16 protein-coding genes and 1 pseudogene are annotated in these 19653 nt (G+C 36.6%); 7 read left to right on the top strand and 10 right to left on the bottom strand.

Going from position 1 to position 19653, the window contains the following annotated elements:
* Positions 1-4: 4 nt before the first annotated feature.
* The 3 genes from ACM9HF_RS12255 to ACM9HF_RS12245 are packed head-to-tail and all read right to left on the bottom strand — an operon-like array spanning position 5 to position 2992.
* The gene (locus ACM9HF_RS12255; protein ID WP_473608634.1) at positions 5-1243 is read right to left on the bottom strand and encodes a glycosyltransferase family protein; all 1239 of its coding nucleotides are present in this window, start codon (positions 1241-1243) and stop codon (positions 5-7) included.
* A gap of 24 nt (positions 1244-1267) precedes the next feature.
* A complete protein-coding gene (locus tag ACM9HF_RS12250) occupies positions 1268-2125 on the bottom strand; it encodes an HAD-IIB family hydrolase (protein WP_473608630.1) in 858 nt (285 codons plus the stop codon).
* 6 nt (positions 2126-2131) lie between these two features.
* Positions 2132-2992, bottom strand: coding sequence for a kinase (locus ACM9HF_RS12245; protein WP_473608626.1), 861 nt, complete (start codon positions 2990-2992; stop codon positions 2132-2134).
* Positions 2993-3373: 381 nt separating this feature from the next.
* Between ACM9HF_RS12245 and ggt the strand changes: the two genes are divergently transcribed.
* A complete protein-coding gene (gene ggt / locus ACM9HF_RS12240) occupies positions 3374-5041 on the top strand; it encodes a gamma-glutamyltransferase (RefSeq protein ID WP_473608623.1) in 1668 nt (555 codons plus the stop codon).
* 27 nt (positions 5042-5068) lie between these two features.
* Here ggt and ACM9HF_RS12235 read toward each other — a convergent pair whose 3' ends face one another.
* The 5 genes and pseudogenes from ACM9HF_RS12235 to ACM9HF_RS12215 all read right to left on the bottom strand — a co-directional run bounded on the left by ACM9HF_RS12235 (position 5069) and on the right by ACM9HF_RS12215 (position 10564).
* On the bottom strand, positions 5069-6790 hold the full coding sequence (locus ACM9HF_RS12235; protein WP_473608619.1) for an RluA family pseudouridine synthase: 1722 nt from the start codon (positions 6788-6790) through the stop codon (positions 5069-5071).
* A 356-nt stretch (positions 6791-7146) separates the two neighbouring features.
* A pseudogene (locus ACM9HF_RS12230) lies at positions 7147-8200 on the bottom strand (IS110 family RNA-guided transposase).
* A 373-nt stretch (positions 8201-8573) separates the two neighbouring features.
* A complete protein-coding gene (locus ACM9HF_RS12225) occupies positions 8574-8981 on the bottom strand; it encodes a hypothetical protein (protein WP_473608615.1) in 408 nt (135 codons plus the stop codon).
* Positions 8982-9085: 104 nt separating this feature from the next.
* The gene (locus ACM9HF_RS12220) at positions 9086-10051 is read right to left on the bottom strand and encodes a siroheme synthase (RefSeq protein ID WP_473608611.1); all 966 of its coding nucleotides are present in this window, start codon (positions 10049-10051) and stop codon (positions 9086-9088) included.
* A 30-nt stretch (positions 10052-10081) separates the two neighbouring features.
* Positions 10082-10564, bottom strand: coding sequence for a putative 4-hydroxy-4-methyl-2-oxoglutarate aldolase (locus ACM9HF_RS12215; protein WP_473608606.1), 483 nt, complete (start codon positions 10562-10564; stop codon positions 10082-10084).
* Between the two features lie 110 nt (positions 10565-10674).
* On the opposite strand from ACM9HF_RS12215, the gene prmA reads away from it, so the two are divergent.
* The 6 genes from prmA (at position 10675) to purD (ending at position 17175) form a co-directional block, all read left to right on the top strand.
* Positions 10675-11556, top strand: coding sequence for a 50S ribosomal protein L11 methyltransferase (prmA, locus tag ACM9HF_RS12210; RefSeq protein ID WP_473608602.1), 882 nt, complete (start codon positions 10675-10677; stop codon positions 11554-11556).
* A 194-nt stretch (positions 11557-11750) separates the two neighbouring features.
* Positions 11751-12716 (top strand): tRNA dihydrouridine synthase DusB, encoded by a 966-nt coding sequence (dusB, locus tag ACM9HF_RS12205; RefSeq protein WP_473608598.1) that lies wholly within the window; start codon positions 11751-11753, stop codon positions 12714-12716.
* A gap of 16 nt (positions 12717-12732) precedes the next feature.
* Positions 12733-13020 (top strand): DNA-binding transcriptional regulator Fis, encoded by a 288-nt coding sequence (gene fis / locus ACM9HF_RS12200; protein WP_076419387.1) that lies wholly within the window; start codon positions 12733-12735, stop codon positions 13018-13020.
* 159 nt (positions 13021-13179) lie between these two features.
* Positions 13180-14781, top strand: a complete 1602-nt coding sequence (gene purH, locus ACM9HF_RS12195) for a bifunctional phosphoribosylaminoimidazolecarboxamide formyltransferase/IMP cyclohydrolase (RefSeq protein WP_473608592.1) — start codon at positions 13180-13182, stop codon at positions 14779-14781.
* A 216-nt stretch (positions 14782-14997) separates the two neighbouring features.
* Entirely contained in the window at positions 14998-15810 is an 813-nt protein-coding gene (locus tag ACM9HF_RS12190; RefSeq protein ID WP_473618300.1) for a class I SAM-dependent methyltransferase, read from the top strand.
* 75 nt (positions 15811-15885) lie between these two features.
* Positions 15886-17175, top strand: a complete 1290-nt coding sequence (purD, locus tag ACM9HF_RS12185; protein WP_473608588.1) for a phosphoribosylamine--glycine ligase — start codon at positions 15886-15888, stop codon at positions 17173-17175.
* Positions 17176-17249: 74 nt separating this feature from the next.
* Here the strand turns inward: purD and ACM9HF_RS12180 are convergent, their stop codons facing one another.
* Complete coding sequence (locus ACM9HF_RS12180) at positions 17250-18572, bottom strand: IS4 family transposase (protein WP_473608584.1); 1323 nt, start codon at positions 18570-18572, stop codon at positions 17250-17252.
* A gap of 148 nt (positions 18573-18720) precedes the next feature.
* Entirely contained in the window at positions 18721-19461 is a 741-nt protein-coding gene (locus ACM9HF_RS12175; RefSeq protein WP_473608581.1) for a hypothetical protein, read from the bottom strand.
* Positions 19462-19653 lie beyond the last annotated feature (192 nt).

The following is a 19653-nucleotide window of genomic DNA, read 5'->3' as shown; positions in this document are numbered from 1 at the left end:
TTATTTAAGCCTCTTCTAAAATAGTGCTAAATTCTTTGTAGTCTTCTTCTACTGCTTCTTTTATTTGCGATAAAATATCAGGCATAGCGCTAATAACACGATTCCAAGACGGAATAAAAGGTGTTTCCATTGGTTGTTCTAAAAAGGTATTACCGGCTTCTAATATATTTTCAGCGAACATTTCTACTGCTTTTTCTTCGTTATGCGTGTCGAGTTTAAGGCCATTCATTTGTGCGTCGTGGCGGTAAGTTTCAACATAATCTAAAGCAATACGGTAGTAGGTGGCTTTAAGTGTTCTGAATTTTTCAGAGGTAAAGGTTTCACCTTCAGTAGCCAGCTTACGTATAAAAGCTTTACTGATGTCGATAGACATTTTTGATAAACCACCGCTGGTATTGTCTAGCGATAAATCTTGATGCTTATGGTCGTAAGTAGCCGCAATATCTACCTGACAAACATGATTTGACGAGTAGTTACGGTACATTTCAGAAAGTACGCCAATTTCTAAACCCCAATCACTCGGGATACGAATATCTTTTAATACATCTTTACGGAATGAAAACTCTCCCGCTAATGGATATAAAAAGCTATCCATGTATTCTAGGTAATCACAATGGCCCACAGTTTTCTTTAATGCTTTTATTAATGGAGTAACCAGTAATCTTGATACGCGACCATTAATTTTTCCATCGGCAACACGGGCATAAAAGCCTTTTGAAAAAGAGTAGTTAAAGTTTGGATTTGCTACTGGATAAAGTAGTCGAGTGAGTAAGTCTTTTTCATAAGTAAGAATGTCACAGTCATGTAAGGCTACTGATTCAGCTTTACCTGAAGCAAGAATATAGCCCATGCAATACCAAACATTTCGTCCTTTACCTAACTCTTTAGGGGCAAGGCCTAGTTTTTGTAGTTTTGCATCAATGGCTTTTAATCTTGGGCCATCGTTCCATAATACTCTGTGATGTTGTGGTAATTGGCCAAAAAAAGATAAAGCATGTTTGTATTGCTCTAAGTCTGCTCTGTCTAATCCAATCACAATTTGTGATAGATAGTTAACCTCTTTTATTTTATTGATGATGTCAGGTAATGCTTTACCCTCTAATTCTGAGAAAAGTGAAGGTAAAAGTAGCCCAAGTGGGCGAGTTTTAGAGAATGCTTCTAATTCAGTTTCCATATCCTCGGTCGTTCTTTGCGCTAAGTTGTGTAATGTAGTTACAACGCCATTTTGATAAAAGTCAGCCATGATATACCTCTTGGTTATGGTTAATTAGTTATAAATTTTTGTAGACAATGAATTGCTTGATAACGGTTCAGGTAATAAATGCTGTATTGCTTCAGCCCAACCTGCTGGGCCATATTCTTGTGTTTGAATAACGTTTTCTGTTTTATTTAGTGCCGGAAACTCATGCACAGGGGATCGAATTTGTACGGCAATACTTGCTGCCTCTAGCATGGCAATATCATTTTTACCGTCGCCCAATGCAATTGTTGATATTGTGTCATCTCCTATATTTTTTTGGTAATGCTCTGTTAACCAAGTTAAGGCTTGGCCTTTATCACTATTGCCGCTTACGTGAAAGAAACGACCGCCAAAAAGTATGGTAGCGCCTGATTTTTCAAGATATTTAATAAAGTCTTGTTTTGATTCTTCATCTCCACGCCAGTGTATAGGCTCGCCGTATTGTCTATTTTTGGCTAGATCGGTATTAGCTATACTTAATCCAGTAAGCTCAGCTAGCTCTTCAGTCGTTAATGTAGAAAAGCCTTGGTATAAGCCTTTAAACTTTGCCGGCGCGTCTTTAATAATTTCTAACCAATGCTGGCGTGGTAAGCAAAACGATTTAACCCAATATTGCCCCATACTTAGTGTGTTTTTAGGTTGTATCCTAAAGGTGTTTTTAGGAATAAAAATAGCGGCACCGTTTTCAATGATCAGTGGGGCTTTAATATTAAGATCTGCTTGTATTTTAAGAACTTCCGCTAAGGTTTTACTTGTAGTTAATACAATAGGAATATTCGCTGCGTTTAACTGTTTTATAACAGGCAAAGCAGGAGTACTTTCATAGGTGAAGTGATCAAGTAATGTTCCGTCTAAATCACTAAAAATAATTACGGGTTTGTTCATTGTTAATTAGTCCTTTTCAACACATTGGGTAATACAGCGGTTTTCGTTTAGATAAAAAATAGTATTAGCGATTAAAGGCAAAGATTGTATTCCATGTGTTGTTAAACGTTGAAAATATTGAATAAAATTTAAAATTTGAGCTTCGTTCATTACGTTTGTTTGTTTTGTTGATGAAAGCGTTTTAATTAACTTTTGTTCTTGCTCTAAGCGCCATTTATACACGCTATCGAAAGATGGGGTTTGTAAAGCCACCCAAAAATTCATGTAGTCGTATAGAGGTTGGTAGCTTGCACGTAATTGTTCATTAACATAGGTGCGCCACACCCTTTGTTTGTCTTCTTCTTTTTCAAGACTATTAATAGGAGTGGTTAGTTCTGATGTGGTTTGTGCAGTAACGCCCCAGCACCAGCCTTCAAGAATAAGAATATCTATAGGCTTATCTATATGTTGCCATTGGCTTTCATCATAAGGATCGTCCGTTACTTTGTTAAAGCGAGGAATCAAAAAATCAGTTTGGCGCGTTTTTACTTTAGCTAGTATGCTTTCAAGTAAATCGGTGTTATGTGTTCCTGGAACTCCACGGGTTTTTAATAAAGGGTGTACGATTTGAGCCAGTTTATTTCTGGCTGTTCTTGATAAGTAAAAATCATCAAGCGACATCACCACAACATTCAGTTGATGTGTACCTGATAAATAATGCGCTAAATAATCTGAAAGTGTTGATTTACCGCTACCTTGGCAGCCATTTACACCCACAAAATAAGGTGACCCTTGCTCTTGATAAGCTTTAAATATTCGCTCTGCTAAGGGTAAATAATTCTCTTCAACTAAAAGTTTGAATTCATCCGGTAACCAATTTTTTTTCATGAAAGCTGAAAGCATAACCTTTAGTATCCATCCATTTTACGTAATATAAGTCTTACAACTCTTGTGCCAGATGATTTTTAATGGCGAAAATCGAAATTAAGTTATTGAATTTATTTGTTTTTATATTCGTTTTTGTTGTGTTTAAATTTTAAGTTTATCTTTAGTTTCATCCTAAAATCTACTTTATTGCATTGTTTTGGTGCAATGCGAGTTTATGAGGATAATGATTATTTAAATAGATTATAGAGAACATTTATAATGTACGTATCCTTTTACATCATAAAGGAAAGCTTTTTAAGTAAAACTGCTTGGGTAGTTTTTCATATTGATATACATGCTAAAGTCTTCAGTAATAATGTTAAGTAATGGAATGGAGTAGGCATGAAAAATATATACATAATCGTTTTTGCTTTAATAAGTTTTATTGCATCAAGATCTGGTTTTGCTCAATCGGCTGTTGCTATGCCTGATAGCTACAGTGCAACTGAAGCTAAACAAATATTACAAAATGGTGGTAATGCTATTGATGCTGCAATTGCTGCGCAATTTGTTTTGGCGGTAACTTTACCTGAAGCCGGTAATATTGGTGGTGGTGGCTTTATGACCATATATAAAGATGGCACTTCAGACTTTTTAGATTATCGAGAAACTGCTCCCGCTGCTGCTCATAAAGATATGTATTTAGATGAGCAAAAAAATGTAATCCTTCATTTATCTTTATATGGCATTTTATCGTCAGGCGTTCCCGGTACGGTTGAAGGTATGTGGCAAGCTCACAAAAAATACGGAACTAAATCGTGGGAAGAATTATTAGCACCCGCGATTAAGTTAGCTGAGGAGGGCTTTATTGTTCATCCTACCTTGCGTAAAGCTATTGAATGGAGAATTGACAGTTTTGAAAAAGAAGCAATTAATGTGAATTTTTCACGTTATTTTTCACAGGCTAAAACAGGTCAAATATTTAAACAGCCTGAACTTGCCGCCACCTTAAAACTCATTGCTAAACATGGTCGAGATGGTTTTTATAAAGGAAAAACGGCGAAAACGATTAGTGCTTTTATGAAAGAACACGGCGGTATTATCACTGAGGAAGATTTAGACGCTTACCGTATAAAGTGGCGTAAACCGCTACAGAAAAAATGGCGTGATTATGAAGTGGTTACTGCACCACCGCCAAGTTCAGGTGGAATTGCGGTACTACAATGGCTAACTATGTTTGATGTGGTAAAGCAGAAAGCAGTAAAACAAGATCAGCCTTTAACACATAACTCTACTCAGTATGTTCATTTACTGTCAGAAATAGGAAAACGTGTTTTTGCTGACAGAGCTGAATATTTAGGTGATCCCGACTTTTACAACGTACCTCAATCAAAACTACTGACTCAAGCGTACTTAGTTGAACGCGCATCTGATATTACACTCGACAAAATATCGAATACAGAAAGTATTAAACCCGGCTTGAAAGAAAGCACTGATACTACGCATTTTTCAATTGTTGATAAATGGGGTAATGCTATTTCTAACACTACTACCATCAACTATACATTTGGTAGTGGTGTTATTGTTGAAGGCGCTGGGTTTATTTTAAATGATGAGATGGACGATTTTAGTGTAAAACCTGGAGTGGCTAATGTTTTTGGTGCTTTAGGTGGCGTAGCAAACGAAGTTCAGCCGCATAAGCGTATGTTGTCTTCTATGTCTCCTACTATTTTATTAAAAGCAGGTAACGTTGAGTTAGTTACTGGATCGCCTGGCGGTACAACCATTATTTCATCAGTGTATCAGTCAATACTGAACGCGGTTGAGTTTAATATGACGGCTGAAAATGCAGCCAATAGCGCGAGATTCCACCATCAACTATGGCCTAAAAATAAAATTGTGCATTATGCCGGCATAGATAAAAAGGTAATTGGTGAGTTACAACAAATGGGCTACAACACCAAGCAAGAGTCTTTTGGCGATGTACAAATAATACTGCAACGTGATGGAAAGCTCACTGCGGCTTCTGAACATAGAAAACGTCATAGAGGTGTTTCAATCGTTTTTTAATATTTTGTATAACCACTTATTTTTAGTCTAAAAATCAGGAGCTGATTGAAACGTTAGCTCTTTTTTTGTTAATGGGTGCTTTAGCGTTAATTGTTCTGCATGTAGGTGTAAGCGATTCGCGGTAGTACCATATAAATCATCACCTACAATAGGTGTGTTTAAACCTAATATGTGAGCACTGTGTACTCTTAATTGATGTGTTCGTCCGGTTTTTGGGCTTAGATATACTTTTGTTTTATTGTTTTTTGTATAGCCAATAACTTGCCATGTTGTGTGAGCTGGTTTTCCTATTTCAGTACATACAAGCTGGCGAGGACGGTTATAAAAATCCCCCATTAGCGGTAGGGTTATTTCTCCCGTTTCGGTTTCAATGATCCCATCAAGTAAAGCGACATATCGTTTATGCACTTCTCGCTGAATAAACTGTTTTTGTAATTGCTTATGTGCTCTTTTAGTTAAAGCAATAACCATTAGGCCAGAAGTCGACATATCAAGACGATGAACAATAATAGGGCCACTGGCTGAAGGTATTAATTGCTTAATACGAGTATATACAGAATCTTGAATGTGCTTTCCGGGGACCGATAACATGTCGTGTGGCTTGTTTATAATCGCCATGACTTCGTCTTGATATAAAATGTCGAGTTGTTTGTTATCGACAGTGTTTACGAGTAAGGGATTTTCATCTTGTTCTATTCCTTCAAGCATCCAATTAAGAATAGGCTCGCATTTACCTGAACAAGCAGGATAATAATTTTTGTGCTGTCTAATTTCTGATTTAGGTGAAACACCCCACCAAAATTCTGCCATGGCTAATATTTTGTAATTATTTTTAAAAGCGTATTGGATTAATTTGGGTGCAGCACAATCGCCAGAACCAGAAGGTGGGACTTGTTGTGGTGTAGGTTTGAAAATTTCTTGTAATGATTTACTGCAACCGTTTTTATTCAGTAATTGGTATTGCTGAAATAATTGATTTTGTAAAATAGATGAGCGGTTTTGTCTCTCATTTTTAAGCTGTGCAATTTCATGTTCAAGCGTGTTTAATTGTTGTTGAACGTTGTCTATCTTTTGCTGCCAATTATGCTTTAGTATTTTTAACTGGTTTTTATCGTGTACGCTTTCTTTAGCAAGTTGATTAAACAAAGGCGTTAAACTTTCGTTATCGAGTGCTTGCTCAGCCTTTATTCTCTGCTCTTTTCTGTTTTTCCTATTTACAGCCATTATTTCTTGATGCTTTGTTAACTCTTTTTGAAAAGCTAAACCAACAGCAAGTAACTCATTTTGTAAAAGAGTTAACTGTGGATTACTTTCTAACAGGGTTAGTTGTGTTGTAAGTTTATTTATCTCAATTTGTTCAACATCGAATTGTTCATAAAATTCTTTACCCGATCTGTCGTTAGGTTGACTGGCAAGTTGTTTGGTTTCAGGTACTGAAGGCACAAAACGACCTATCGTATATTCGCCACAAAGCTTGCCTGAAAACGCTGTTAAGTAACCTATTTCTTTTTGTGTGTTTTTAACCAATAAAATGCCAAACATTTTGCCCGATGCATTATTTTTATCATCGGTTAAGCCAAAGTTGTGCAGCCATTCGTTTTGAGTACTTAAATAATGTTGTAGCTCTTTTGCTGCTAATTCACATAAAGGGTGTGGTTGATAATAAAAAGGGAAGGTAAAGCGTTCTGGTAATGAATAACTTTCAATTGAATGGGTGAAAGTAATAAAGCAAGGATCTGATTGAGGCATATTAAACGCTGATTGTTTTCAGAAAAACGAATGTTTAATTATTATAACGTAACGGTGCAACTTTTTGTAACGGCCATTCGTTAATGTATACCCGTATATGGTCTCCTCCAATATTGCAAGTATAAATTGATAATATGACAGGGATAGATTTGCGTCCGTATATTCGGCTTATTAAGTGTTTTGTTACTCATAGCCTTAATGAACTTCGCACCTATTGTCCTTATCGTGACCTCGGAATTAAATTCCTACGGGTATATCAGGTTTTCAATAGGTCGGTTTGACCTGTTTGTCATTTTTATCACTTTATTTAGCAATTCTTAGGGTTGAACTTTTACTACTTATTACTTTTATTTAATTCAAGTGTTGTTAGTGAAGCTGGCGAGCTCTCCATCATAACAACCTCCCTTTTTTAATATCACCCAACCTATACGCGCTAATTTATTTGCTAAGGCTACCGTCGCTTTATTTTTCCCTTGTGTGAGGACCAACCTTCTTATCCAATTAGCTAACGGCGTTTTCTTACCCTCGTTCTTGCTGACTACTGAACGTGCTCCATGCACTAATAACGTTCGTAAATATGCATTTCCACGTTTACTTATTCCTTGTAAACGCTCTTTTCCTCCCGTGCTATGCTGTTTGGGTACAAGCCCTATGGAAGCTGAAACACAACGTCCATTTTTATAGGCGGCTCCATTTCCTACGTGTTGATAGAAAGCACTCGATACAATCGGACCAAACCCTGGAATGCTTTGCAAGCGCTGACATTCTTCACTTTTACTTAACACTTTTATCTTTTTCGTATAATAAGTTAAGTGCTCTCTTAATTCCGTCAGTTTTTGGTAATGTTGTGCTAATAATTCTTTAAATAGCACACTTAAATTATTTTCTTTTTCTTTATCAAATAATTCAGGGAGCATTTTATATACATGGTTTATTCCTATCGGGAGCACCACACCATATTCGGATAATAAACCTCTAATTTCATTACTGTTTGCTGTTCTGTCTCGTTCACATTTCTTCCTTAACACATGCAAAGCTTGAATATCTTGCTGCTCTTGTGTTTTTGGGCTGACAAAGCGCATTTCTGGTTTCATCGACGCTTCACAAATAGCTAAGGCATCGTTGTAATCATTTTTATTACCTCTTAAAAAAGCTTTAACGTGTTGCGGGGCTATTTGTTTCACGTTATGCCCTAATTTTGTTATTTCTCTTGTCCAATAATGTGCACCTGAACACGCTTCCATGGCAACAAGGCAACAAGGCAACAAGGCAAGGCGGTAATTGAGAAAAATATACCAGCACGTCTCGTCTTTTTAACATTTTCTTTTTAACTATTTTCCCTGCTTGATTACAGCCGATAAAATGAAAAACATTTTTTGCTATATCTAAACCTACTGTTGTAATATTCATAATGGTCTCTTCTTCTGTTAACTTTATTTTCAACACTAAGTTTGGCACATTGTGATGCCGTTAGGAGGAGACCATTTCATCGTTACCAATCAAGGTGCGCTTCTTCGATGGCTCTAAAAAGAATGCATACTTTAGTCCGCTTCCTACAGGATGTAGGGTATTAGGGTAATGCAGGAGCAGTTACCGAGAATAACCATGGCGTAAACTTAATGCCTTGCATACATGGATGTCTGTATTTATATTGTGCTTGAAATGTAAAATCTGTGTCTAAACTGTTTTTAGTGGATCTCCAGATAGCAGCTTTAATAAAAAGGTAAGTTTTTAACTATAAAAAAAACGGACCTGAGTCCGTTTTTTTATATGTTGAAGAAGATTAACCTTCGTCAGACATCATTTCCTTAGCTTTTGCTTTCGCTTCAGCAGCTTTATCTTTAGCGCTGTCCATTAAGTCAGCACCTTTTTCTTTAGCTGAATCCATAGCTTCAGAACCAGCTTCTTTAGCCGATTCCATAGCGTCAGAGCCTGCTTCTAATGCTTCAGTACCAGCTTCTTTAGCTGATTCCATAACCTCAGCACCTGCTTCTTTAGCTGATTCCATAACTTCAGAACTTACTTCTTTTACTGAATCCATTGCAGATGAACTAGCATCTGTAGCACTTTCAGTTAAAGAAGCTTCAGCTTTTTTAGGTTCAGTTTTAGATGCATCTTCACTACATGCAGAAAGAGCTAAAACAGAAGCTGCACAAATAGCAGCAGAAATAATTTTTTTAAGATCGAACATAGGTATTCCCTTTAATATTAAACGACAGACTAATTTTAACACTTTAAAGTATATATTGTTATATATCGATTTACTTTTGTTAAAAAAATGTAAATCTATTGGGCTTAACTACCGCAGTTGAGTTCTTTATAGGTGATGTTACTTTGTAATAAGGCTTTGTTTTTAGGTAGTGGGTGATGTCCAGATAATAAATAAATCACTTTTTGTCCTTGTTCTGCTAAATCTAAAGCATGTTGAAAGTTAATTAATACGGATGTTGCAATATCTTGCGGATATTTGTCGGCATCACGCCTAACATATTCTATTAACGTAATATTCACCGTTTCATCATAAAAAACAGCGTCTGCAAATTGTAATTCTCTATGTGCTTTTAACGTTAAATTATCGGGGTCACCGTTAAGGGTGTGAATAAAGACTATTTCGCCTTTGGGAGGCGCTATTTTTTCTTTCAAGCTTGCGATGAGCTGTTGTTCGGCTTCTTTACTTTCGTCACTTAAAATTAGCTGGCCTATAGAACCTCTTAAAGTGTTTTCCCAGAATGTTCTTCTATTTCTTATGCCTTTAACACGTGCTTTTACATGATCTCTAAACTTAAGTGAAAAATCAGCAAGCTTGCCGTACCCATCGGGTAATGTTTTTTCTATTTGTTCACGTAACATTCTTAATAATATTGGTGCACTACCTGAGCTCGACATAGCAATTAACATGGGATCACGATCTATAATCGCTGGCGTTATATAAGTACAAAGTTCAGGTTGATCAACCACATTCGTTAATAGTTTTAGTTCAAAGGCTTCCTTAGCGACATCTTGGTTTACTTGGGTATTGTCTGTTGCCGCAATAACTAAGTTACAATTTTTTAAATATCCATCGCGATAGTTGTGTTGTAACCATGTAAGTTGGTGAGTGTTAACTAAGCGTTCAACACTAATCGATAGTTGTTCAGACATAACTGTAATGCGAGTTGTTGTTTTCAACAGTAATTCAATTTTACGAGCTGCAACATCGCCTCCGCCAATCACTATGGCGTTAATGTGCTTTGCGTCTAAAAATATAGGAAAGTATTTCATGGGTTACTCAAAAAATTTATAAGTCATATCTTATAGGGTTAATAAATGTTTGCTTACGGCTAATCCGTTAGCATCGCCGTAAATATAATAGCCGGGGGTAAATAGCGTATCAGCAAAACTAACAGGAATGTTAATTTCACCAAGGCCTAACTTGTCAGTTTTAATAGGATTACAACCTAAAGCTTTAACGCCTAACGGTAGAGTGGCTATAGTGCCAGCATCTCTTATACATCCGTTAATAACTATACCTTGCCAGCCATTATTAACGGCTTGTTCTGCTAACATGTCACCGAGTAGAGCGTTAGTTAAACTTGCTTTACCATCAACCACCATCACTTTACCTATACCATTGGTGGCTACCAATTCTTTTACTTTTGAGTTGTCGTTAAAGCAGCTTACCGTGACTATTTCACCAAAAAATATCGTGTTAGCTCCGTAGTTATTAAATAGTGGCGCTGATAGATGCAATTGCTCAGGGTATAGGTCATATAAATCAGGTAATAAATCTAACATGTTAGTTTCCTATTTTTTTCACTACTTTAACAGATGCTGGTATTGGTATTAACCTTTGGGTGTTAAACTATATAAAATAGTTAAACAACAAATAAAAGTTGAGAGTTAAGATGCCTTGGGTACAGCTTAGATTAAATGCTAATGAAGAAACAGCTGAAAAATATAGTGACTGGTTAAGTGCATGTGGGGCACAAGCCGTTACTTTTATTGATGAGAAAGATACGCCTATTTATGAGCCTTTACCCGGCGATGAGGTTATCTATTGGAATAACACTGTTGTTATGGGCTTGTTTGAAGCAAGTCATGACATGGATAAAGTGGTTGCTTACTTAAAGAGCATACACCCTGATAAGGAAGCGTTGAAATATAAACTTGAACAGCTTGAAGATAAAGATTGGGAAAGAGAATGGATGGATAACTTTCATCCGATGAAATTTGGTCAACGTTTATGGATTTGTCCAAGCTGGCGAGAAGTTCCTGAGCCTGAAGCCGTTAATGTTATGTTAGATCCTGGCCTTGCTTTTGGTACAGGTACTCACCCTACAACCGCTTTATGTTTAACATGGCTTGATAGTTTAGACTTAGCAGGAAAAACTGTTGTCGACTTTGGTTGTGGTTCTGGCATTTTATCGCTTGCTGCTTTAAAACTTGGTGCAAGTAAAGTGATTGGTATTGATATTGATCCACAAGCTTTACAAGCAAGTTTAGCCAACGCTAAACGTAATAACGTTGAAGACAGGCTTGAATTGTATTTACCTAAAGATCAACCTGAGTTCAAAGCTGATGTGGTAGTGGCAAATATTTTAGCGGGTCCACTACGTGAATTAGCGCCTACTATTATTGAATTTGTCGGTGAAAATGGCCTGATTGCTTTATCAGGTGTATTAGAAGATCAAGCGCAAACACTTCAAGAAATATATGGTCAATGGTGCAAAATGGATCCTGTGGAAGTAAAAGAAGAGTGGGTTCGTTTATCAGGCACTAAAAAATAAAACCAAATAAAATAAATTAGTGAGTAGTTTTTGTTTGTATATTGTACGAAAACTACTCACATCAGCGCTTTACAAAAAGTCAATAATAAAAACACAAAAAAAAGTCTATTTTGTTCAATTTATATCCTTTCCAATCGTAAAAAAAACGCGTAAACTTAGCGCCCTTTTGACGAGTAGCTCAAAAAAGCAGCAACGTGAAGATAGGTCCATACCAATTATCAAACAATGTAATTTTAGCGCCAATGGCGGGGATTACTGATCAACCTTTTAGGCAATTATGTTGTCAAATGGGAGCAGGGTTAGCGGTATCAGAAATGGTGTCAGCAAACCCTAAAGTATGGGATACCGAAAAGTCTAAACGTCGGCTGGTAAGTAATAGTGAAACAGGTATTCGTTCAGTGCAAATTGCAGGTTCGGATCCTGAAGAACTGGCACATGCGGCAAAAGTTAATGCTGATAACGGCGCCCAAATTATTGATATTAATATGGGATGCCCAGCTAAAAAGGTAAATAAAAAATTAGCGGGTTCAGCGTTATTGAAAGAACCAAACTTGGTAGAACAAATTATTAAATCTGTTGTCCAAGCCGTTGATGTTCCAGTAACGCTAAAAATTCGCACTGGTTGGTGTGAAGATACTCGTAACGGAATAGAAATAGCAAAAATTGCTGAACAACATGGTATTCAATCATTGGCTGTTCATGGACGTACTCGTAACGACTTTTATAAAGGTGATGCGGAATACGACACCATTAAGGCAATTAAGGCTTCTGTTTCTATTCCTGTAGTTGCAAATGGTGATATCACGACAGTTGAAAAAGCTAAGCAAGTACTAGAATACACCAATGCCGATGCAATTATGGTTGGCCGAGGTGCTCAAGGAAATCCTTGGATATTTCGAGAAATTAATCATTTCTTGGTTACGGGCCAGCATTTGCCGGCTCCCTCAATGGATGAGGTACGTTCGGTGATTATCGAGCATGTAAATGATTTACACAATTTTTACGGTGATTTTATGGGCGTAAGATTTGCTCGTAAACACGTATCTTGGTATATGCAGACGCGCGACCCAGATAAACAGTTTCGTTCTATTTTTAATGGTTTAGAGTCTGTAAATGAACAGCTCTCATCATTGAATATGTATTTTGATAATTTAACTTAGAAAGAGTCTCAACTTTATGTTTGAACAAAATATTTCCTCTCCATTTATTACTGGTGATTTACAAACTCAGACAAAGGCATCGCCTTTACGTACACAAGCTAAAATAGCGATCAAAAATTATCTGTCTCAGTTAAACGGAAATGATGTTGATGATATGTACGACCTTGTACTATCTGAAATTGAAGCGCCAATGCTTGAAGAAGTAATGCAATATACTCGCGGTAACCAAACACGTGCTGCAAACTTACTAGGTATCAATCGTGGTACTTTACGTAAGAAGTTAAAAAAATACGGCATGAATTAAAAATTATGGCAGGTTTAGCCTGCCACTAAAAAGCACCCTCGGGTGCTTTTTTATTTTACTTCAAACGATTTTAAATTTTATTTTGAGTAACATGTAACTAAACGATTTCATTAATACTCTCGTTATATAGTTACCCTATTAAAGGTAAACAAAACAGCAATGGACACCCCTCGCCCAATAAAACGCGCACTATTAAGTGTGTCTGACAAAACAGGTATTGTAGATTTCGCTAGAAGTTTAGCAGGTAAAGGTGTTGATATTTTATCAACAGGCGGAACTGCAAAGCTATTAGCAGATAATGGCATCCAAGTTACTGAAGTTTCAAATTACACAGGACATCCTGAAATTATGGACGGTCGTGTAAAAACACTTCATCCAAAAGTTCATGGTGGCATTTTAGCTCGTCGTGGAATTGATGAAACAGTTATGGCTGAAAACGATATTAGTGCTATCGATATTGTTGTAGTAAACCTTTATCCTTTTGCTGATGCAGTAAGTGATGAGAATTGTAGTTTAGAAAACGCTATCGAAAATATCGATATTGGCGGTCCTACAATGGTTCGTGCAGCAGCTAAAAACCATAAAGATGTAACTATTGTTGTTAATGCTCAAGATTATGCACGTGTTTTAGCTGAAATGGATGCAAACAATGATTCATTAACGTATCAAACACGTTTTGATTTAGCGATTGCCGCTTATGAACATACTGCAGCTTACGATGGAATGATCGCAAATTACTTTGGTAAAATGTTACCAGCGTATAATTCAGACGACAAAGATGTTTCATTTTCAAACCGCAATAAATTCCCACGTACTGTAAATAGTCAGTTTATTAAAAAACAAGATTTACGCTACGGTGAAAACTCACATCAAGATGCTGCTTTTTATGTTGAAGCAAATCCTGAAGAAGCATCAGTTTCAACAGCAAACCAAATTCAAGGTAAAGCACTTTCATACAACAATATTGCTGATACCGATGCAGCATTAGAATGTGTTAAAGAATTTGACGAGCCTGCCTGTGTTATTGTTAAACATGCAAACCCTTGTGGTGTTGCTATTGGTGATAACCTTTTAGCTGCATATGAAGGCGCTTATGTTACTGATCCTACATCAGCTTTTGGTGGCATTATCGCATTTAACCGCGAATTAGACGCTGACACAGCAGAAGCTATTGTTTCTCGCCAATTTGTTGAAGTCATTATCGCTCCAAGTATTTCTGAAGCAGCCGCTCAAATTGTTGCTGCTAAACCTAACGTTCGTTTATTAGAATGTGGTCAATGGGATACTAAAACTACGGGTGTTGATTACAAACGTGTTAACGGTGGCTTGCTAGTTCAAGATAGAGATCAAGGACGTGTTGCAGCGAGCGACTTAAAAGTTGTTACTAAGCGTCAACCAACAGAAGACGAAATGCGTGATCTACAATTTTGCTGGAAAGTAGCAAAATTTGTTAAATCTAACGCTATTGTTTACGTTAAAAACAGCTCAACTATTGGTGTTGGTGCAGGCCAAATGAGTCGCGTATATTCTGCTAAAGTAGCAGGTATTAAAGCAGCTGATGAGAACTTAGAAGTAAAAGGTTCTGTTATGGCATCTGATGCATTTTTCCCATTCCGCGATGGTTTAGATGCCGCAGCTGAAGCAGGTATTACCGCTGTGATCCAACCGGGTGGTTCAATGCGTGATGACGAAGTTATCGCTGCTGCAGATGAGCACGGTATCGCAATGGTATTTACAGGCATGCGTCACTTTAGACACTAAGCTGTAAGCATTGTTTAGCAAAGCAGTATTAACATACTGCTTTGCTTTCAATAAAGTTGAAAAATAGCATGTTTTACATGATATATTTTTTTACAATTTTATAAAGATTAAATATTATTTTTAATCAATGAGTTAGTATTTAATGTACTGCTCATATTCATTAAAGTCTGTTATAACTAATTTTTATATTTAACTTTTAGTTAACGGAAGATAATAATAATGACAACACTTACAAAATTACTCACTGCTTCAATCATTTCAACAAGTTTATTAACAGCTTGTGCATCAGCAACTCCAGAACCTTCTCAATTAACGCAAGCCATTGCGAGTGATCAACGTTCAGATAAAAATAAAGCACGTGACATATATCGCCATCCAAAAGAAACCTTAGAGTTTTTTGGTTTTAATTCATCAATGACGGTAGTTGAAATTACTCCTGGTGGTGGTTGGTACACTGAAATTTTAGCGCCTGCCTTAAAAGGTAAGGGTAAACTATATGGTGCTCATTACCCTGATACGGGTGAAGATAACTACTATAGTAATTCGCGTAAAAAACTAGAGCAAAAATTAGCAAGTAATGATATTTACAGCGAAGTTGAATTAACTAATTTTGTACCAAGAAAAGCAAGTACATTAGCACCGAAAGGTACTGCTGATTTAGTACTTACTTTCCGTAATTTACATAACTGGAAAGAAGACGGTACTTTACAGGTTTTTAAAGATGCTTATACCGCGTTAAAAAAAGGTGGTGTACTTGGTGTAGTTGAACATCGTATGCCTGAAAATCAAAACTTTTCAGAAAATATGGGCAGCGGTTACTTTCCTGAAGCATTAGCGGTAAAATTAGCATTAGAAGCAGGTTTCACTTTAGCTGATAGTAGCGATATTAACGCAAATCCAAAAGATTCAGCCAAGCATCCTAAGGGAGTTTGGACTTTACCGCCCGTATTAAGATTGGGTGATGAAGATAAAGAAAAATATTTAGCGATTGGCGAAAGCGATCGCATGACTTTAAAATTTATAAAATAAATTAACATATTTTAAGTGGTACTAAATTATAGTGCCACTTAGTTAATTTTTTTAAACACTAGGAAATAAGAGTAAATGAATGTTTTAGTAATAGGTAGTGGTGGTCGTGAACATGCATTAGCGTGGAAAACGGCACAATCAGCAAATATAGAAAAAGTATTTGTGGCTCCAGGTAATGCAGGAACAGCAACAGAAGATAAATTAGAAAACATTAACATTTCTTCTGACAACACAGCTGGTTTAGTTGCTTTTGCTAAAAAAAATAATATTGCTTTAACTATTGTTGGTCCAGAACAACCTTTGGTTGATGGTGTAGTAGATGCTTTTCAAGCGGAAGGTTTAACAATCTTTGGTCCAAGTGCAAAAGCGGCGCAATTAGAAGGTTCTAAAGCATTTACTAAAGATTTCCTTGCACGTAACAATATTCCAACAGGCTATTACGAAAATTTCACCGAAATTGAACCTGCTTTAGCTTATGTTAGAAAGCAGGGCGCTCCAATTGTTGTAAAAGCGGATGGTTTAGCAGCAGGTAAAGGTGTAATCGTTGCTTTAACATTAGAAGAAGCAGAAGACGCTATCAAAGATATGTTAGCGGGTAATGCTTTTGGTGATGCTGGACATAGAGTTGTTATTGAAGAGTTTTTAGAAGGTGAAGAAGCAAGTTTCATCGTAATGGTTGATGGTAAAAATGTATTAGCATTTGCTACTAGCCAAGATCATAAACGTGCCTACAATGAAGATAAAGGTCCAAACACAGGTGGTATGGGAGCTTATTCTCCAGCGCCAGTGGTAACGCCTGAAATTCATAATCGAATTATGAATGAAGTTATTTATCCAACCGTTGAGGGTATGGCAAAAGAAGGTGCTCCATATACAGGTTTTTTATATGCAGGTTTGATGATTGATGCAAATGGCACTCCTAATGTTATTGAATATAATTGTCGTTTTGGTGATCCCGAAACTCAACCTATCATGATGCGCTTACAATCAGATCTTGCCGAATTATGTATACTGGCATGTAATGGTAAATTAGATACAGCGACTATTTCTTTTGATGAACGAGCGGCTGTAGGTGTTGTTCTTGCCGCAGGTGGATATCCAGCAAGTTATAATAAAGGTGATGTGATCTCAGGTTTAGAGGTTAACAAAGCTGACGATGCAAAAACTTTTCATGCAGGTACATCTTTAGTTGATGGTAATGTAGTGACTAATGGTGGACGTGTATTATGTGCAACTGCTTTAGGTAATACAGTAACTGAAGCACAAGAGAAAGCTTACACGTTATTAAATCAAATCTCGTGGAAAGATGTTCAATTCAGAACTGACATTGCTTACCGTGCTATTGAAAGAGAACAAAACGGTTAGGTTAATATTTACTCAATTAGCTATAGCAATAAGTGATCAAAAATTAAAAAGCCAAGAATAATTCTTAATGCCGTTCACTTAAGGTGAGCGGCATTTCTTTTTTTAACAGGGTACCTATTCTTAGAACACTTCAATTCTCGCGGATAACTCCGCTCTCTACGTGCTGGCAATACAAACTGTTTGGCACTTTTGGTTATATCCATAACAAATTTTGACACATTTCCTGGCGAACAAAATGGCAACATAGTCAGTTGATAAATTATGTGCATTGAAGCACCATGAAAACTTAATTGGTTTGGATGTATTGAATCGAGTGACTTCGCCATTAATACCATTTGATAACGGATCAGATTATAAGCGAGTAATATCCCCCACAACTCTTGTTTTATAAGCTCAGGTTGATTACTACGCAAGGTAAATTGGCTATCAAGTAGTGACTGCTTCATTTCTCTAAAACCAAGTTCTATTTCCCACCGATGTCCGTATAAATCGACAATATCAGCGACAGGAAACTTCATTGCATCCGTCATAGACGTTAACACTTCGCACGCTTTACCATTAACCTTTCTCGATACTAATCGAGCTTCAATTGATTCAGGTAATTCAGGAAACTTCTTTCGTGCTTGGGGACAGGCGGTTAAACGAACTATTTTATCTTGGCGTCCTAATGAACGAACAATGTCATATTGTACGTTCTTTTTTAGCGGTATCAGCCAATGACGTGATATTCTCGTGGATTGCCAACGATAAAGTAATCCAAGCGAGTAGAAGCCTCTATCAAATAGTGTCAAGCTATGATCTGGTGTTGTTTCAACTAGCGAGCCAGCTAATTTCATTTCGTTAATATCAACACTATCAAAAGCACTTTGTGTTAATAAATGACTTGTTAATTCCATCTGGCATACCATGCGCACTTGGGGGTAACTTGCCTTGCCATGAGAGTTTCCTGTACGTGCAAAATATTCATTATTTTCTTTTGAGTCAGGTGTTCGCCATACAACGCCATCAACACCTAATAGTGTCAATCCACACCATGTGGGGTGAGTAGACTCCTCATGCCATAGCGATTGTGTTTTATTAAAAATAGATTCTATTGCTTTATGACCAAGTTTCTTTCTTGCTTGTGTTACGGCACTAGGTGCAACATAGGGGTCACCGTTAGGTAGAATGATATCAAGCTGATTAACTAATTGGCGGATAGACATTTTACGAAATAAAGCCATACCAATAACAGCCCACACCATTTGCTCCATAGGAAGCTTGCGCTTCCTTATGGTCGCAATACCTGACTGAGCCAACGCTTCATCAACGATGCTTGGGTCTAATAATTCACTTAATCCTGTAAATTCAGTAAAACTATTTTGTGAAACTTGTGATAAGGCAGTAGAGAGTTGCAAAAGAAAAGGCTCCTGAATAAATTCAGAAGCCTTTATATACTAACCAGAAGATCGGTCAATGGATCGTTAAACATTTCTTAACTGATCGGCATTAAGAATAATTCTTGGCTTTTTTATGTTTTCATATTGAGTTGTACTATATAGGTATCTATTTTTGCTGTGCTAACGATTCAATAGGTGCTCCGCCATCAACAGCAGCAGAGAAAGCTAAATCTTTATCTAAGCCGGCATTTACAGCAGCGTTAACAATTGCTTGGTTATGGCTTTCATTTGTAGAACTTACAGCAGTTGAAACAATTTGCTCTCCGCTATCAGGGAATAATAGGAAGGTATAAGAAACCCATTTAGATACTTTTTCAGGGATTGCTTTTATTAAGCCAGATAAAACATCAACCATTCGATCAGGAAAGCTAGTCATTGTATTTGACAAAATAGCTCTAGGATGAAGGGGCTCTGTTTGAATTGTAACTCTAACAAGTTGTTCTAAATTGTCAGGATCATGCAACGCAGCTGTATTTAATATTTCTTGCGCATAAGCTGGCTCAGCTTCTACCACTATTTTTACTAACTCAGTACTTGATGCAATATCTTTGTTTAAAAAATGCTCAACCACATTACAAGCATTTACAGGTTCAGCATCTAAAGCACCTAACATAATCTGTTTGTATTCTGCTGGGTGAAGAGTTAAAGCAGAGCTTAATACTTTATCTATTTGTTCAGGGTAACGGGTTAAAATTGAACTTATACTTTTTCGAAGCGATATTTGCTGCTTAGTTTGTTGATTTATTAATTGAGTTATAAACAATTCTTGTTTTGATGATACGTCTTCCTTGGCGAAACTACTTATACTAATAAAACTGAACAACGATAAAATAAAAACATATTTCATTATTAATGCCTATTAACTATGTGAATAACACTATAAATGAACCTAAAGCTAAATAAACATTCCATTATTTTTTCGTAAAACTTTCAGATTATCTACACCATAAAATTTACAGGATAATCAAAGATCCTACAAGGTTAGTCTCATAAATAATCAAATAGTTCAAATATAAATCAAACAAACGAAAAAAGAGAA

The sequence above is a fragment of the Colwellia sp. RE-S-Sl-9 genome (genome assembly GCF_048296855.1).
In the GTDB taxonomy this organism is placed as follows: domain Bacteria; phylum Pseudomonadota; class Gammaproteobacteria; order Enterobacterales; family Alteromonadaceae; genus Pseudocolwellia.
Note: the sequence above shows the minus strand (reverse complement) of the source record. Positions and strands in the feature narration are given on the sequence as shown.

Excerpts from the sequence above, each read along its gene's own strand:
- ACM9HF_RS12255 (WP_473608634.1), bottom strand. The coding sequence starts at position 1,243 with ATGGCTGACTTTTATCAAAATGGCGTTGTAACTACATTACACAACTTA.
- ACM9HF_RS12250 (WP_473608630.1), bottom strand. The coding sequence starts at position 2,125 with ATGAACAAACCCGTAATTATTTTTAGTGATTTAGACGGAACATTACTT.
- ACM9HF_RS12245 (WP_473608626.1), bottom strand. The coding sequence starts at position 2,992 with ATGAAAAAAAATTGGTTACCGGATGAATTCAAACTTTTAGTTGAAGAG.
- ggt (WP_473608623.1), top strand. The coding sequence starts at position 3,374 with ATGAAAAATATATACATAATCGTTTTTGCTTTAATAAGTTTTATTGCA.
- ACM9HF_RS12235 (WP_473608619.1), bottom strand. The coding sequence starts at position 6,790 with ATGCCTCAATCAGATCCTTGCTTTATTACTTTCACCCATTCAATTGAA.
- ACM9HF_RS12225 (WP_473608615.1), bottom strand. The coding sequence starts at position 8,981 with ATGTTCGATCTTAAAAAAATTATTTCTGCTGCTATTTGTGCAGCTTCT.
- ACM9HF_RS12220 (WP_473608611.1), bottom strand. The coding sequence starts at position 10,051 with ATGAAATACTTTCCTATATTTTTAGACGCAAAGCACATTAACGCCATA.
- ACM9HF_RS12215 (WP_473608606.1), bottom strand. The coding sequence starts at position 10,564 with ATGTTAGATTTATTACCTGATTTATATGACCTATACCCTGAGCAATTG.
- prmA (WP_473608602.1), top strand. The coding sequence starts at position 10,675 with ATGCCTTGGGTACAGCTTAGATTAAATGCTAATGAAGAAACAGCTGAA.
- fis (WP_076419387.1), top strand. The coding sequence starts at position 12,733 with ATGTTTGAACAAAATATTTCCTCTCCATTTATTACTGGTGATTTACAA.
- purH (WP_473608592.1), top strand. The coding sequence starts at position 13,180 with ATGGACACCCCTCGCCCAATAAAACGCGCACTATTAAGTGTGTCTGAC.
- purD (WP_473608588.1), top strand. The coding sequence starts at position 15,886 with ATGAATGTTTTAGTAATAGGTAGTGGTGGTCGTGAACATGCATTAGCG.
- ACM9HF_RS12175 (WP_473608581.1), bottom strand. The coding sequence starts at position 19,461 with ATGAAATATGTTTTTATTTTATCGTTGTTCAGTTTTATTAGTATAAGT.